The organism is Lysinibacillus sp. VIII_CA (assembly GCF_049943995.1).
Classification (GTDB): domain Bacteria; phylum Bacillota; class Bacilli; order Bacillales_A; family Planococcaceae; genus Lysinibacillus; species Lysinibacillus pinottii.
Genome location: NZ_JBNFXM010000025.1, coordinates 38805 through 53778, shown reverse-complemented (window position 1 = coordinate 53778; position 14974 = coordinate 38805). Strand labels below are relative to the sequence as shown.

Below are 14974 nucleotides of genomic sequence, written 5' to 3'. Positions count from 1 at the left end.
TGACTGTAGTGACAGCCCTCCCATTTCATGTATATACATTTATAGGGAAACGTTTCGCACACTGAACATTTTCTTTCGAGAAACTAATTACTACCCGCTTCGGAAACCGTTACCATTAGCTGAATTTACAAGTATCAATTCCGTTATACAAACCTAAGTTCTCACAACCTTCATCTAAAGCCCAATGTCCCTCGTCTTGGTCAAATCTATAACAAATGATTTCTCCATCTTTATTGATTACAGGAGCAGTCCATGTATCATAGCAAGGTCTTTCAGGGTTCCAGTAAGTCATTACTTCCCCTAAATGGGGGTGATGGATTTTGCCCCATTCAGCCCCATTCGACCATTTCAATTCCTTCCCGACTTCTGCTGTAGCATAATGTACCGTTTTACAACTACACTCTTTTTCATGCCAAGTATCTTTTTCTGAAAAAAGTTCTTCATTTTCTTTGCAAAGATATATTTTCACTTTTACAGCACCCATCATCAATTCCCCCATTAGAATGCACTCTATTGGCTTCTTTTTGTTTTAGACTTAGATATATTTTTGGGTTGTCCATATTTCTTCATTACTTCCTCGCGGGTCATACCATGTTCAATTCGACAGTGAGCAGCTGTAATAACGATACCTATATGGTTACAACCATTAACAGGACATTTGATATATCCCCCTTGTGTAGCACTCCAGTACAGCCCTGCCATCATGACACCTCTCCTTCTAAAGTAGCGCGCATTTTATCCATCAATCTGTGAACAGCGTTGGTATACATAGTCTTAGTTTCGCTATCCCCAATCCCATCAAGTGAACACAACGTTAAATCAAATTCATTCACTAATAACTCAAAACGCATTTTAAATTTTATCTCTGCAGGATCTGTTGACTCATTCATTTTGCTACGAAGTTGGTCTAGCTCCTTTTGTACTGATTCAGGAATTACCTCCACAGTTGCCGCTTCAATAGGTTTTGTTTTTAAGTGTTCTTCTAGTTTTTTCGCCCTCGATTCAGCAACAGCCAATTCTTGCGTTAACCTATTAATCTCTTTTTCGGAAACCTCATTCTCAACAGATTGCTCTCGAGCATGTTCTAACTGTTTTTCAAGTTCCTGAATATCCTTTTCTAATAAACTGTTTGCTTTTATGGCATCCGCTTCACGCTTGGCCATTTCCTTTTCAAGTTTCTGTTTCTCCTTAATGATTTTTTGAAGCTCTCGTGTAGACATTTCATCAACATCATTTTCTTGCAAAAATGCCTCTCGATCCTCAGAATCAATACCTAATAAAGCCACTGCTTTTGAATAACTCAAATCCCCAAACGCTTGGGAATTTGAACTATACTCCAAATGAATTTGCATTAAATTATTTGCTGTTGATTGACTGTACTCTACGTTCTCTTTTAACCATTTGCCCCACTCACCATGAGGTAATTGCTCTTTTGCTTCAATCAGCCTCTTTCCTATTTCAGCTGATGCCTGTAACATCATTGTTTGGGTTTGGAATTTAATCGCATTTATCTCAGCTGCAATAACATCTGCAGAACGTTCTGTGATTAATTGTGTCATACCGCTTTCCTCACTTTCTTAGTTAGTTTTTGCTTTTTAAATTCTTCAACAAATGTTTTCACTTCTTCTGTTGGGGGTTGATTCTTGATTCCACGTACCTGTGCTACTTTCTCGTTTTTAACTTCTACTGTGTAAAACGATTCATTAGGCTCTTTGATATTTCGTATGAATAATATTGTCGTCTGACCATCCACATGTCTTTGAGCATATCCTCCAACACAATGTGATAACTTACTACCTTCATCGATAATTTCTTTAGGAGTAAACGGAACAACTATTTTCAACTGGCCAAGTTCAAACTCGTAATGCTTAATCTTTTCATATCTATCTTTTGCCTTTTTACGCATTAACTCATCTTCATAGTGTTTCACTCGTTTAATAGTTTCTTCATGGGCCTTACGTAAATTTTTTGGGAAAATGTTTGTTTCATCTATATGAATCTTTAACTTTTGGCAATCATTTATATAATCCTGCCATGTGATCAATACTTGGTGACGCCTTACGAAATGTTTCCCATCCTTTTCAAATTGCTTGTTTGCGTAATTAAACAGTCGGTGAAGGGAAGTGAACTGTCTAATGAACTTAAATGTTTTCAAGTCATCTTCTACACTGAAGCTTTGCATATTTTTTTGAAGTTCATCTATATTCATTTTCGACTTTTCTTTACGCCATTGCTGAACCACCCAAGCATTAAAAAGAAAATCTCTTACGTAATACAATGAACTTTCGGGATTTTTCTCTCTTAACATTTGGAAGTCTTGTTTAGACATCTTGAAAATGTGATGCAATTTTGATTTCGACCAATTAACTGCGCTGTAAGTCTTATAACCGTATATTTTTGCTTTTACAAAACTATCTAAACCAGCTTTCGTTAGAATTTCTACACTTGGATATTTAGCTACAAGTGGCAGGTATTTTAATACATCTTCATAATCGTATCTTTGCCATCCGCTGTATTGGAATGGCGTCCCTGCTATACCATCCTCAAAGGTCCCATGCATGATATTCCTGGACATAAACGATCTATTTTGTAAGAAACTCGGTGTACTAAATCCGCTTTCCGTCCACCATCGACAACCGCAACCACCTTCAATTTTTTGGCACACTTTGCGGTCATAGTCGAACACATACCGCGCAACAGCTGCATACTCTGTACTCACATTTTCGAAACTCTCTCTATAATCCCTTGAAGCATATAGCCATTCCACTGTTACTACAGATGGATTTAATACAGATTTTTGGCAATGTAATATACAAGCTGTGTCGATTAAAGCCTTTCTCCCAAGCCAAGCTTTTTTGTATCTACATTTCGAAAAACATGCAGGGCATTCACCCTTGCCGTTTTGTTTGATTGGATTCTCAATAGGGAAAGTATTTCGACAATGTGTACAGTAGCCTGTCCGATTCTTTCCGCTATTAACAAAAATATACCTGCTTAATAACAACGCCTTTTCGTCTGCTTCAAACTGCACATGTTCAGGTACTTCGGCCGGAAAATGCGCAAGTAATGATTTAATAAATTCTTCATTGTTTTCCATCGATGTCACCCCTTATAAAAGTTCATCCAGTGATGCTTCAAAACGACGTGCAGGTCTTGAAGTAGCAACTGATTCTTTCGGTGTATGATTTGAAGTACTAGGCACAACAGCTGTATTAGTTGCCATGTTACCTGTTGGTTTAATACCAAAGTATTTAAGTACAATTTGAAAACCCTGCTCACTTGTTAATACTCCACAATTATTCACTTGCACCTTTTGAGCTTCCTTTCGTACTTCCTTCATACTGTCAATAATCGTTTTACCTTCAGCCATAAACTTTTCAGCAGAAGATGGATTATCCTCCAAGAAATCCATTAGAAAATTACCTACTGCCGCTACGTATGGATTCACTCTTTCCACTCTAAGTTCTGCACTTAATTTCGCCATCGCTTGTTCAACCATTTTTAACGCCTCCTGTTCCTTCTTCTGGTAATCCGCTTCAAAAATATTCATTTGCCCTTCCTGAATCATTTCAATGTGATGACCCTTCTTCTCCATCCTTATCTCCTCCGCTATTTACTTTTCTTTTGACAGACCTATCAATCCGCTTCATTTGCACATATAAATACGCTCCACTTACGTAATCAGAAAATGACACATTCATTTGTTTGAATTGATAATTTTTATACATTTTTTCAAAGATTTCTTGCGCTCCAATTTCTTCTGTTGCAATTTTAGCAGCGCGTCTACGAGTTAATTTCGTGTCTGATACCGTCACTTTTGTATGCTTATCTAAATTGCGCGAAGGTGTATATCCTTTTCTTGTCTTTTCTCCCTTTTCTTTAACTAGGTACTCCCCTAGCTTTTTAAAACCTAAATCATCATCTACTAAACGTTCTGATCTAGCTCGCCCACTATTCCATAGTTCTTCGGCTACTTCTCTATCTGGAAAGTTTGTGACCATATGATGATGTGCTCGGACTTTTTGGCCATTTCTTGCATGCTCTGTTGTGTATAAATATTTCAATTCAAAATCTGCATACTTCTCCTGTTTCTTTAGCCAATACTTCATACGCTTTATTAGATTTGACATATCTTTTTTTGCTTGCTCATAGTCTTTAGGTACATACTTGTCCGAATACGTGTATGTCATGTATAAATCGTGAAATGGACGAAAATTTGTATTCAGTAATCTCACTACATGTTTTTGCCTGTTCTTTTCATTTAACTTTTCTTGTGCCTTACTACTGTTTTTATCCGTTTTTACACGTTTATTTTGAGGTATCTCCCAATACGGATATGCCTCCACCTCTAAAACTGATCCACACCAAATACTTTTCACACGGTATCCCGCAATAGCCCTATCTAGTAAGCTATCTTCATGCATTTTTGTTAATTCTGTCTCAACAAATGCATCTTCATATGCCTTTAAAACATGTTTTACCTTATGCTGTTTATTCTTCATGGCTACTCTCTCCCGATGTATTAGTAATCTAGTATCCTTGTTATTTTTTGGATTTCGTCATAAACCTAATATCCATTACAAGGACGCTAATTGACTGTTTGCCATGAAAGTTGCTATACTAGCAGTAAGATGTTTGGCAATAGTCAAATAAAGCCGTACCCTTCATAAGTACGGCAAAGGTTTTAAGGTTTACTAACTATGTCCAGTAGTTAGTAATTGAAATCAGTAAATTTACAGGTTTTACATGCTGTTTAATCGCTCCAACGATTAAGCAGTTTTTTTTTGCTTTTAATTAGGTTTTGCATCGTTGCTCACCACATCTGCCAATTTACCTTGTTTGCGTAAATGACTAGCATTCTCAAATAGTTTATTTCTTCGATGTGCTGTAATCTGCATTTCTAACCGTTGAATGTACTTAGCTCTTTTTGTCAGAACATCGATCCGTTCCTTCGCTAAATCAAAGTGGCCTTTGCGAAAATGGTAATTAATAGCTGTTATCAAGTCCTTACAGCAAGCATTTTCTTTCTCTAACTCCATTTCCAGAACTTCAAATCCACCTATTATTTTCTTATTCACAAAATCAACAAACACTAGATTTTTCAATGCATGTCCATAAGCATGTTGTAATTGTTCTAACATTCTTGTCCCTCCAATACTTTCTTTGGCGGAACAGGTGAAACCATACATCCTATATTTAAAGGTTTCATATTTTTAATCGCTTCTTTCAACTGTTCCTCACTGAAAATTCCGTATTTTTCTAATGCCTTTTTGATTTTTTCTAGTTGAGTGTTCTCTACAGCTTTCATTTTTTACCTCCTGAAAATGATTTGACGTTGCTACCGTCTTATAAGCTATAAATTCCATTTATTTATACCGTCATCGGCTCGGTATCACAGCGCATTAATTTTTATGTATGATGATTCACATCGAGCAACTTGCAAAAAATAACAAAGTCTACTAATCAAACTTTCTTTTACAGGCTGCTCGACATGAGCGAGTTATGTACTCGCAAATGCCTTTTGCTTTTGTACATTTTTTCAATAGATTGCCCTCTAGGAAACTACGAAACTTTTTCTGTTTTTTTTAAGCTATGTTCTAACATCATTCCTGTCATGACACCTTTTGTAAGAGTTAACTGATCCTCATTCAATTGGAGCATTAATTGAAGAACTTGTTTCATCACTTCTTCTTTTTTGCTGTGTCGTTTATCATTTACAAATCCCATGCTGTTCACTCCTTATAAGTTAAATTCAATTCTATCGTTTTCGTCCTCTGAACATATATTATCATTCTATTTCGTCCTTAGTCAATAATATTTTTATATAAATATTGCCACAGGACGAAAAAGACAGTAAAATGCAACATAGGAGGTGGAAATATAGAAATGACTAATACTATTGGAGATAGAATAAAAGTATTACGAAATGAACTAGGGTTATCTATGGCAGCTTTCGGGGAAAAAATAAAGATGACAAATAGTAATATTTCGAAAATGGAGAAAGATTTACGTGTTGTTACAGACAGAACAATTGCTATAATTTGCACTGAATTCAACGTAAATGAAGAATGGTTACGAACTGGTGAAGGCGATATGTTTGTAGAGGAAACATTTGATGAAGAGTTCGCTAATATCATAGCCGAAGCAACTTTGAGTGGAAATGAAAAGATAAAAGAATTGATGATTATGGCTAGTAAACTAAACGATAAGCAATTAAAAGCTATTGTTAATTTCTTAGAAGCTATGGTAGAGGAAAAATAGTTTTATTATAACTAGAAACTTTAAATTTGATAATGGATTTTAATTATTAACGACTGAAAAAACATAAAGTAAATATACTTAAAAAACGACCTAATTAATAAATCTTTAAGTAGTACAAATTTTTAATTGTTAAAGCAAAGAAAAGCAACTCAATTGTGAGTTGCTTTTTTTACAAACTTATCTGATAAATTATTTAATAGCCCTAATGCTTTTTCATTGTCAATTTGTAATACCTTTTCGATGATGTCCGAATGTTCCTTCATTTTATTCCCCTGATAATTCTCTGTCATTATTATAAATCTTTGTCGTAACTCATCTCTTACCGGCATACAATCACCTCTATTGTTATTTTCTTAATTCCAACCACTTATGTACAACAGTCATTTTCTCTCTACGCTTTTTAACCACCTCTTACTTCATTATACAAGAACACATGTTCTTATCCAATCATAAATTATGTATCTAAAAACATTCAATAATGACAACATTCGACATTATTGGATTAATAATATTTTATATCCAAATACCTAATATTCATAATCCTTTTGTACGACTACCTTCGACATATGAAGAAATATTTTCCTCATTATACATTTCCTCCGTCTAGGACATACTATTTCATGTCGTATTTTGTAGTTTTTTGACACAATGTAATTACTGTCATTTTTCCTCTTTTTCAAATATTTTCTATTTTTTTATATAAATAAGGAATTAATCACAATACTATTGAAATCTTGCTCATTCCATGATTAATATACTATATGAAAGAGCTTACTAGTTTTCTTGCTCTTGTCTTTAAATGAAAGGAGCTATGTCATTGAAAAAGGCAGCATTATATGTACGGGTAAGTACATTGCATCAAATTGATAAAGACTCTTTACCCTTCCAGCGACAAGAGTTAGAGAATTATGCTAAATACGCTTTGAATATTGAAGAAGTTGAAATTTTCGAAGATGCAGGATATTCAGCAAAGAATACTGATCGTCCTAAATATCAAGAAATGATGAAGCGTATAAGAAGTGGAGAATTTACACATTTACTCGTATGGAAGATAGATAGAATATCTCGGAACCTCAAAGATTTTTCGGAGATGTATGAGGAATTGAAAGATTGCAAAGTTACTTTCGTTTCAAAAAACGAACAATTTGATACATCCACAGCAATGGGCGAAGCTATGTTAAAAATAATCCTCATTTTTGCTGAACTAGAAAGGAAACTAACTGCTGAACGTGTATTTTCAATTATGTTATCGCGTGCCGAAAAAGGACTGTGGAATGGTGCAACGGTCCCCTTCGGATATGTATGGTCAGAAGAAGAAAAGTTTCCAGTTATTGATCCTGATGAATCGAAAATCATTCAATATATTTTTAATTCATATGAATCATTACGTTCCACATTAAAAGTTGCATACCGTTTGCACGAAGAAAAAATAGCTACAAAACGTAATGGTCAGTGGACAGCCAAGACCGTCCGCGATATTTTACGCAACCCTTTCTATATTGGTACATATCGCTACAACATGCGTGAAAGTGGAGGTAGTAGAAGGCTAAAAAACAAAGAGGAATGGGTTGTTGTTGATAATAACCACCCTGGCATTATCGAAAAGGAACAATTTGATCGTGTAAACAAATTGCTATCTGACAATTATAGAGGATTAACTGATGTCCAAAGGGCAGATATTCATAAACACATCTTTTCTAAGATGTTGTATTGTGGCAAATGCAACTCACTACTTACCGCTGGATTAGATGCAGCTCGTAAAGACGGCTATCGCCCCTCTCGTTATACATGCGTTACATCAGGCGGTGCAAAACGATGCAGCAATTACGTTAGTGACATCATCATTGGACCATTTATTTTTAACTATGTCTCTAACTTAATTAGACTACAAGAGCGCATAACACCTAAACACTCTTTACGGGACATGGAAAGAGCCCTATTACGTGGTAATTCTTTTATTGATGTAGTTGGTGTCGATAATGAATCTTTGAAAGAAACCCACTTCGCCCTAACTGGCAATATGTCAGGACAAGGACAAGAATATTCGCTCAATGCTAAAGCCGAGATTGAAACACCTAATATTGAAATTGAACGTTTGCAAAGAGAAAAAACTAAATTTGTAAGAGCACTCAAACGCTTAGAGGATTTATACTATTTTGGCGAAGAAGAAGATGCTATTAGCCAAAAGGAATATATTTTTAAGAAACGTGATCTTCAAGAACGATTAGAAGAACTTGATGATGAAATCAATTTACTGAAACAAAAAAACGATGATAAAACCAGCGATGTATTCATTGACTACGCTCAACACTTTTTAATAACTAAAGAAATGCAGCAAGCCCGTCAAGTTGATTACCGCGAATTATCCGAAATAGTAGGTAGAGAAGCCTTATCAGATTTTATGCAAACGATCATTGATAATATTGTTGTTATTGATAAACGTGTCCAATCCATTACTTTTAAAAATGGTATTACCCATACATTTGCGTATAGATCACTTTTGCAAAGCAAATCTTCGGCACCGACTAAAAAACAATATAAAAATTACGAAGGCCCTGTATTAGAATATCTCAAAGAAAACGGACCCGCTTCACGTTCGGATTTGCAAAAAGCTACTAACATAACTCGTGACGGTATCTTTACTTTACTAAGTGAACTAATTGAGCGTGAGATCATTATAAAGACAGGACAATCTACAGCTACACGTTATCATTATAACGAAAAACAGAATAATTAGATTGAATATATAAATAACAAAGAGAAGGACAGATAGATTCTGCCCTTCTTTTTTCGTGTTTTAAATCTTCGGGACGAGTTTAAAGATTCTTTAATGTATTGATTTTAAACAGTTTATGTTATCATAATTCAAGTATCGAATATACTCAAAAGTTATTTAGCACAGGTACAAAGTGCAATTGAAAGGATGAATTAAATCATGTATAACGAGCTTACGAAAACCGTATCTCTATATACGTTAGGTTGTAAAGTGAACCACTACGAAACAGAAGCCATTTGGCAACTATTTAAAGATGAAGGCTATGATCGCACTGAATTTGATCAGCAGGCGGATGTTTATGTCATTAATACATGTACAGTTACTAACACTGGGGATAAGAAGTCACGTCAGGTGATTCGTCGAGCAATCCGCCAAAACCCAGATGCAGTTATATGTGTAACAGGCTGCTATGCACAAACTTCGCCAGCAGAAATTATGGCGATTCCTGGAGTCGATATTGTTGTTGGTACGCAGGACCGTACAAAATTACTTGGTTATATTGACCAATATCGTGCTGAGCGTCAGCCAATAAATGCTGTACGTAATATTATGAAAAATCGTGTGTATGAGGAGTTAGATGTACCTGCATTTACAGACCGCACACGTGCTTCCTTAAAAATACAAGAGGGCTGTAATAACTTCTGTACGTTTTGTATTATTCCGTGGGCACGTGGCTTAATGCGTTCTCGCGATCCACAAGAAGTATTACATCAAGCACAGCAATTAGTAGATGCAGGCTATCTTGAAATAGTCCTGACAGGTATTCATACTGGTGGCTATGGACAAGATTTAAAGGATTATAACCTTGCCCAATTATTACGTGATTTAGAAGCCAATGTTACAGGATTAAAGCGTCTCCGTATTTCGTCCATTGAAGCTAGCCAATTGACTGATGAAGTCATTGACGTATTACGTGAATCTAAAATTGTCGTAAATCACTTACACATTCCTATTCAATCTGGATCGGATACTGTGTTAAAACGTATGCGTCGTAAATATACTATGGAATTTTTCGGCGAACGTTTAACAAAATTACATGAGGCTTTACCTGATTTAGCTGTCACGTCTGATGTAATTGTCGGTTTCCCTGGTGAGACTGAAGAAGAATTTATGGATACGTACAACTTTATTCGTGATCATAAATTCTCCGAATTACATGTTTTCCCATTCTCTCCACGTACAGGAACTCCTGCTGCACGTATGGAAGATCAAATTGATGAAGACATTAAAAATGAGCGTGTACACCGACTCATCTCACTAAATGATCAGCTAGCTAAAGAGTATGCTTCTCGCTTTGAAGATCAGGTGTTAGAAGTTATTCCCGAAGAATTTGTTCATGATGGTAGTGAAGAGGAAGGCCTTTTAACGGGCTATACAGATAATTACTTAAAAGTAGTGTTTGAGGGTCCTGAAAGTCTCATCGGACAGCTTGTAAAGGTGAAAATTACACAAGCAGGCTACCCACATTCACAAGGACAATTTGTACGTGTTTTAGAGACAGTTAAATAATGAACAATAAATGGGTTGCCTGGAATATGGGCAACCCCTTTTATTGGTTTATTTTTCTTTATCATTTTTAACTAGCAATGATCAAGGGCTAGTAGGAGGTGTGAGTCCGAATAGTACTGGTGTTATAACACTACTTCCTACGCCTAAACGGATTTGTTGAACTTGCAATACTTTCACAGTTAATTCTAATACAATTTTTTCACGCAATGTGCTAAACGTACATTCTGGCGCAGCCATAATTGGTGAAAAATCAAGCTCAAAGAAGTTCGCTGCTACTAATTCCCCAAATGGTTGTTCATTGTATTTCACAAGATTTTGGAAGAAAGCCTTATCTAGACGAGCATCCATTTGAGTAGCTTCATTCAGGAAATTCGCTTCTGCAAACTCAGAAATTCCTAAAATGGGTGTTGAGCCTCCAATTATTTGTGGGAAAGTAAGATCTGTAAAACCAGAAAATGGAACGTCAGCAATTCTATCTCGAAGTGCTCCATTACATGCTGATGAAGCATATTCGATATTTTTACGAATATGTCCTGCTACAAATAATTTAGCTCTTGTTACTCTAAAGAAGTCTGTACCATCAATACGCGCAAAGCTAACTGGTACTAGCTTCACTTGATTTAGGAATACATTTTTTTTCACTCTTTTGATTTCAGTTGCTGCCGGAGTAAGTGTAATATCTGACTCTACAACGATTTGCAATGTTGGTTCTGCCAGCACAACTGGAACTTTTATAGTGGGTGCCAAAACCGGTGTAGTAATGACTGGTGTAATTTCATTTGTTAATGGTATTTGCTCCGTTGATGCTACAGGACAAGGTAGATTTTGATTTTCAAATTGTTCACTCAAAAAAATTTCCTCTTTTCATTTTTAGTATTAGAGAGCTCTCCTATCGCTAGAATATGTAGCAATTAAATCTATACATGGACGTATATATTAGAAAACGAACTTTTATACTGAATGAAATTCATTTATTGTCCAGAGTACAGACTGTCATATAGAACCCGAATTTTTTGTACTTGTATCATATGAATCGTTAAATCTAATACTATATTTTGACATAATTGATTGGCATAAGTTGTTGAGGCATTTTGTGTATCTAAAGCTGTATATTCAATACTCTGCTGTATATAGCCTTCTATCAATAATTTTCCATTTTTTGCTGTACATGTTCCATTTCCAAATGATTGGGATAAACGATTAGGTATAAATCTACAATTGGTGAGTGCTACTTCATTCGAGATTTCTTTCACCCCTACAATCCCTTTTTCAAATGGCATAACCTCTTCTAGACATATTTCAATTTTATATTCCCCAACTATAACAGGTACTCGAATATGTATTAAATCAGATTCGTATGAGGTGGCTTCCCCTTTTTTAATTGATGGTGAATGATGTAAGGGAGTGACCACTGATTGAAAGGATTGATGCTGCCCATTATTTTTATCATTCTTATCAGTTTGCATGATTGAAATCAATTGATTGATGTCTGAACGAACTAAACGACATTCAGGATGTTCAGGGTAATCTGTTGTCGTTTGGAAAAGCTTTGTTTCAAGCTGTGGAGTTAAGGGATCTTTTACGTTTAGAAATTCAAATGTAGTATTTTGAACATGGTCGCCATAAATAGGAGCATGTAGAAAATCATGAATTTCTACATACGTAGAAAACAAGCATTTTTGGGTGATGGAGTATATCTCCCCATCCAACGATTTAGAAGTAGGATTGTTTTTCTCCGAATTCCCTGTCCCCTCAAAATGCCATTTATGTTCAACTGTGGATTCAACATCTGAGTGAATTGCTAAATCTTGTTTTTCCACTTGGGATTCATCACGGTCAGAAGGAAATTCATCAATGTCCTCAACCGTCGTTTCTGTAGGTTCGGATACAATCTCTGTTACAATCGATTCCTCTACAGTCCCCTCTTTCATGTCTGGGGAGGGTTCGATTTCTCCCTCAATATTCGTCTCGGTTGAAATGGATAGGTCTTCATTGGCATCTGATAGGTCTGTTAAAGCTATTTCCTTATCAAGGTGCTGTTCACTATTTTGAAATTCCTCTTTAGGTATTGCTAAGTCTAGATCGGATAGTACATGGTCCTCCAAAGGATTCTCATTGCTACAAAGCTGGAGCTTGTTATCTACCTCAACAAACGTTTCTACAGAACTAGGTATGTCCTGATTGGAGGCTACAGGATCTGGTAATTCCTCTCCAAGCCTAATCTCATCTTTTATATCCCTAAGCAGCGTATTGCTTTCTTCTTGATTAGCTGGAGATTCATCATCTATTGTTTGATACGCCCAATCAGAGTATTTATTTAGCTTAGTGGATACTTCTCTCATTTCTCTAAAGTTAATCCATGGAGTATTCATTTATTCACTCCTAAACAATATTAAGTACATTTACAACACAATGAACAACGTTATTAATGTAAAGATTACCATTCTCATTACAATTTATAGTATGCTTGATTTTCCCTTTTGTCACAGTATCCCCGGGGTCATATGTTTATGGCTTTATTCCTTTTTTAGATGTAAAAAGGCAGTTAAAAGTTCGGGTACATCCGAACTTTCAACTGCCAGCTAAAATAATGAATTTTTATTAGTGCCCTGTTATGACTCTATTCAATATTTGAGATTAACAAAATTCTGAAGGAGGCGTAGGATTAACTATTGGTGAAGCTGGTGGTGTAAGTCCTGGAAGAACAGGCGTTACTACGCTACTTCCAGCTCCCAAACGAATTTGTTGAACTTGTAATACTTTCACAGTTAATTCTAATACGATTTTTTCACGTAATGTGCTGAAAGTACCTTCTGGCGCTGCCATAATTGGTGAAAAATCAAGCTCAAAGAAGTTCGCTGCTACTAATTCCCCAAATGGTTGTTCATTGTATTTCACAAGATTTTGGAAGAAAGCCTTATCTAGACGAGCATCCATTTGAGTAGCTTCATTCAGGAAGTTCGCTTCCGCAAACTCAGAAATTCCTAAAATGGGTGTTGAGCCTCCAATCGTTTGTGGGAAAGTAAGATCTGTAAATCCTGAAAACGGAACATCTGCAATTCTATCTCGAAGTGCCCCATTACATGCTGCTGCAGCATATTCGATATTTTTACGAATATGTCCTGCTACAAATAATTTAGCTCTTGTTACTCTAAAGAAGTCTGTGCCAGCAATTCGTGCAAAGCTAACTGGTACTAGCTTCACTTGATTTAGAAAGACATGTTTTTTGACTCTTTTGATTTCAGTTGCTGCCGGAGTAAGTGTAATATCTGACTCTACAACGATTTGTAAAGTTGGCTCTGCCAGTACAACTGGAATTTTAATAGTTGGCGCTGTTACTGGAGTAGCAACCAGTGGCGTAAAATCATTCGTCAATGGAATTTGTTCTGTTGATGTTACTGGACAAGGTTGAATCTGACTATCAAATTGTTCACTCAAAAAAATTACCTCTTTTCAATTTATAGTTTTAGTGAGCTCTCCTATCGCTAGAATATGTAGCAATAAAAACTATATATGGACATTGAACTTGTTCTCTTACATATTTTATTTGGAATTTTTGCGCCTAAATTTTTTTATGAATTTGATTCCACTCCTTTTACCGTAGTGGGAAACCCATAAAAAAACCACCTAAATTAATATTAGGTGGCCTTCTTATTGCTCCTCATGAAAGAATTTATATATGACTCAGTATTATTCAAATTCATATGAGATGGCAGACAACGCATACAGTGGTGCTGTTTCTGCTCGTAAAATTCTTGGTCCTAAAGACATGGTTTGAGCACCTGCTTGTAACAAGGCCTCTGCCTCTTTACGAGAAATGCCACCCTCTGGACCAAATATAATAAGGATTGATGTTAATTTTTTCTCATGCACAAGTTTAAGCTTGTCCGCAAATCTGGTGCGTTTCTCAGCCTTTGCATCCTCTTCGTCTGCAATAAAAACGGCATCAAATTGGTCTATATCTTGTAACAATTGTTTAAATGTAACAGGTTCATACACCGCTGGAATATGTGTACGATGGGCTTGTTCAGCCGCCTCTTTTGCAATTTTTTGCAATCTTTCTTGCTTTTTAGCCCCTTTTTTCTTGTCCCATTTCACAATTGAGCGTTCGGCTTCGAATGGCAGTAAGGCAAACATGCCAAGCTCTGTCGCTTTTTGTGTAATCAGCTCTAGCTTATCACCCTTTGGTAAGCCACATGCTACTGTTATTTGAATAGGTAGCTCAGAAGAAGGGATTGTTTCGCCCGTAGCGTCAATCGCTACCTCATCACCTTCAAAGCCTGTAATCTTACAAATATGAGCAATATTTTGTGCAACAACAATGATCTGATCGCCTTGTTTCATGCGCATCACTCGTTCAATATGCCGTGCATCTTCTCCGCTAATACGTGCATTCTCTATGGCTGTTTCAATAAAATAACGTTGCAT

At 36.0% G+C, this 14974-nt stretch carries 17 protein-coding genes; 3 read left to right on the top strand and 14 right to left on the bottom strand.

The window, feature by feature from the left end; genetic code table 11:
* Positions 1–115: 115 nt before the first annotated feature.
* From ACP3VS_RS21780 to ACP3VS_RS21740, 9 genes are all read right to left on the bottom strand, one after another.
* Positions 116–487: a hypothetical protein gene (locus ACP3VS_RS21780; RefSeq protein WP_426389945.1), complete on the bottom strand. Its 372-nt coding sequence runs from the start codon at positions 485–487 to the stop codon at positions 116–118.
* Positions 488–510: 23 nt separating this feature from the next.
* The gene (locus ACP3VS_RS21775) at positions 511–705 is read right to left on the bottom strand and encodes a hypothetical protein (RefSeq protein ID WP_036217086.1); all 195 of its coding nucleotides are present in this window, start codon (positions 703–705) and stop codon (positions 511–513) included.
* Positions 702–1559, bottom strand: a complete 858-nt coding sequence (locus ACP3VS_RS21770) for a DUF3102 domain-containing protein (RefSeq protein ID WP_426389943.1) — start codon at positions 1557–1559, stop codon at positions 702–704. The genes ACP3VS_RS21775 and ACP3VS_RS21770 overlap by 4 nt, the downstream gene beginning before the upstream one ends.
* Positions 1556–3097 (bottom strand): PcfJ domain-containing protein, encoded by a 1542-nt coding sequence (locus ACP3VS_RS21765; protein ID WP_426389941.1) that lies wholly within the window; start codon positions 3095–3097, stop codon positions 1556–1558. Before ACP3VS_RS21765 ends, ACP3VS_RS21770 begins: the two co-directional genes overlap by 4 nt.
* Before the next feature lie 12 nt (positions 3098–3109).
* Positions 3110–3595: a hypothetical protein gene (locus ACP3VS_RS21760; RefSeq protein ID WP_426389940.1), complete on the bottom strand. Its 486-nt coding sequence runs from the start codon at positions 3593–3595 to the stop codon at positions 3110–3112.
* Positions 3570–4502, bottom strand: a complete 933-nt coding sequence (locus tag ACP3VS_RS21755; RefSeq protein ID WP_426389939.1) for a rolling circle replication-associated protein — start codon at positions 4500–4502, stop codon at positions 3570–3572. The genes ACP3VS_RS21760 and ACP3VS_RS21755 overlap by 26 nt, the downstream gene beginning before the upstream one ends.
* Positions 4503–4790: 288 nt before the next feature.
* A complete protein-coding gene (locus tag ACP3VS_RS21750; protein ID WP_426389937.1) occupies positions 4791–5141 on the bottom strand; it encodes a hypothetical protein in 351 nt (116 codons plus the stop codon).
* On the bottom strand, positions 5135–5308 hold the full coding sequence (locus ACP3VS_RS21745) for a hypothetical protein (RefSeq protein WP_426389935.1): 174 nt from the start codon (positions 5306–5308) through the stop codon (positions 5135–5137). Before ACP3VS_RS21745 ends, ACP3VS_RS21750 begins: the two co-directional genes overlap by 7 nt.
* Positions 5309–5562: 254 nt before the next feature.
* Positions 5563–5727 carry a hypothetical protein gene (locus ACP3VS_RS21740; RefSeq protein ID WP_426389934.1) on the bottom strand — a complete coding sequence of 55 codons (165 nt, stop codon included), beginning with the start codon at positions 5725–5727 and terminating at the stop codon, positions 5563–5565.
* A gap of 159 nt (positions 5728–5886) precedes the next feature.
* Here ACP3VS_RS21740 and ACP3VS_RS21735 point away from each other — a divergent pair, with 159 nt between their 5' ends.
* Positions 5887–6261 carry a helix-turn-helix domain-containing protein gene (locus ACP3VS_RS21735; RefSeq protein ID WP_426389933.1) on the top strand — a complete coding sequence of 125 codons (375 nt, stop codon included), beginning with the start codon at positions 5887–5889 and terminating at the stop codon, positions 6259–6261.
* A gap of 149 nt (positions 6262–6410) precedes the next feature.
* On the opposite strand, the gene ACP3VS_RS21730 is transcribed toward ACP3VS_RS21735, so the two are convergent.
* The gene (locus ACP3VS_RS21730; protein ID WP_426389931.1) at positions 6411–6590 is read right to left on the bottom strand and encodes a hypothetical protein; all 180 of its coding nucleotides are present in this window, start codon (positions 6588–6590) and stop codon (positions 6411–6413) included.
* 482 nt (positions 6591–7072) lie between these two features.
* On the opposite strand from ACP3VS_RS21730, the gene ACP3VS_RS21725 reads away from it, so the two are divergent.
* Positions 7073–8998 (top strand): recombinase family protein, encoded by a 1926-nt coding sequence (locus tag ACP3VS_RS21725; protein ID WP_426389929.1) that lies wholly within the window; start codon positions 7073–7075, stop codon positions 8996–8998.
* 198 nt (positions 8999–9196) lie between these two features.
* Positions 9197–10546, top strand: coding sequence for a tRNA (N(6)-L-threonylcarbamoyladenosine(37)-C(2))-methylthiotransferase MtaB (mtaB, locus tag ACP3VS_RS21720; protein ID WP_036217111.1), 1350 nt, complete (start codon positions 9197–9199; stop codon positions 10544–10546).
* Positions 10547–10627: 81 nt separating this feature from the next.
* Here the strand turns inward: mtaB and ACP3VS_RS21715 are convergent, their stop codons facing one another.
* The 4 genes from ACP3VS_RS21715 to ACP3VS_RS21700 all read right to left on the bottom strand — a co-directional run bounded on the left by ACP3VS_RS21715 (position 10628) and on the right by ACP3VS_RS21700 (position 14974).
* Positions 10628–11395 carry a CsxC family protein gene (locus tag ACP3VS_RS21715; RefSeq protein WP_012295322.1) on the bottom strand — a complete coding sequence of 256 codons (768 nt, stop codon included), beginning with the start codon at positions 11393–11395 and terminating at the stop codon, positions 10628–10630.
* Between the two features lie 122 nt (positions 11396–11517).
* A complete protein-coding gene (locus ACP3VS_RS21710; RefSeq protein WP_426389927.1) occupies positions 11518–12918 on the bottom strand; it encodes a BC_2427 family protein in 1401 nt (466 codons plus the stop codon).
* Positions 12919–13183: 265 nt separating this feature from the next.
* Positions 13184–13984, bottom strand: coding sequence for a CsxC family protein (locus ACP3VS_RS21705; RefSeq protein WP_012295324.1), 801 nt, complete (start codon positions 13982–13984; stop codon positions 13184–13186).
* A gap of 252 nt (positions 13985–14236) precedes the next feature.
* Positions 14237–14974: a 16S rRNA (uracil(1498)-N(3))-methyltransferase gene (locus ACP3VS_RS21700; RefSeq protein ID WP_012295325.1), complete on the bottom strand. Its 738-nt coding sequence runs from the start codon at positions 14972–14974 to the stop codon at positions 14237–14239.

Coding starts and splice junctions, on each gene's coding strand:
- ACP3VS_RS21780 (WP_426389945.1), bottom strand. CDS start 487: ATGATGGGTGCTGTAAAAGTGAAAATATATCTTTGCAAAGAAAATGAA.
- ACP3VS_RS21775 (WP_036217086.1), bottom strand. CDS start 705: ATGATGGCAGGGCTGTACTGGAGTGCTACACAAGGGGGATATATCAAA.
- ACP3VS_RS21770 (WP_426389943.1), bottom strand. CDS start 1,559: ATGACACAATTAATCACAGAACGTTCTGCAGATGTTATTGCAGCTGAG.
- ACP3VS_RS21765 (WP_426389941.1), bottom strand. CDS start 3,097: ATGGAAAACAATGAAGAATTTATTAAATCATTACTTGCGCATTTTCCG.
- ACP3VS_RS21760 (WP_426389940.1), bottom strand. CDS start 3,595: ATGGAGAAGAAGGGTCATCACATTGAAATGATTCAGGAAGGGCAAATG.
- ACP3VS_RS21755 (WP_426389939.1), bottom strand. CDS start 4,502: ATGAAGAATAAACAGCATAAGGTAAAACATGTTTTAAAGGCATATGAA.
- ACP3VS_RS21750 (WP_426389937.1), bottom strand. CDS start 5,141: ATGTTAGAACAATTACAACATGCTTATGGACATGCATTGAAAAATCTA.
- ACP3VS_RS21745 (WP_426389935.1), bottom strand. CDS start 5,308: ATGAAAGCTGTAGAGAACACTCAACTAGAAAAAATCAAAAAGGCATTA.
- ACP3VS_RS21740 (WP_426389934.1), bottom strand. CDS start 5,727: ATGGGATTTGTAAATGATAAACGACACAGCAAAAAAGAAGAAGTGATG.
- ACP3VS_RS21735 (WP_426389933.1), top strand. CDS start 5,887: ATGACTAATACTATTGGAGATAGAATAAAAGTATTACGAAATGAACTA.
- ACP3VS_RS21730 (WP_426389931.1), bottom strand. CDS start 6,590: ATGCCGGTAAGAGATGAGTTACGACAAAGATTTATAATAATGACAGAG.
- ACP3VS_RS21725 (WP_426389929.1), top strand. CDS start 7,073: ATGTCATTGAAAAAGGCAGCATTATATGTACGGGTAAGTACATTGCAT.
- mtaB (WP_036217111.1), top strand. CDS start 9,197: ATGTATAACGAGCTTACGAAAACCGTATCTCTATATACGTTAGGTTGT.
- ACP3VS_RS21710 (WP_426389927.1), bottom strand. CDS start 12,918: ATGAATACTCCATGGATTAACTTTAGAGAAATGAGAGAAGTATCCACT.
- ACP3VS_RS21700 (WP_012295325.1), bottom strand. CDS start 14,974: ATGCAACGTTATTTTATTGAAACAGCCATAGAGAATGCACGTATTAGC.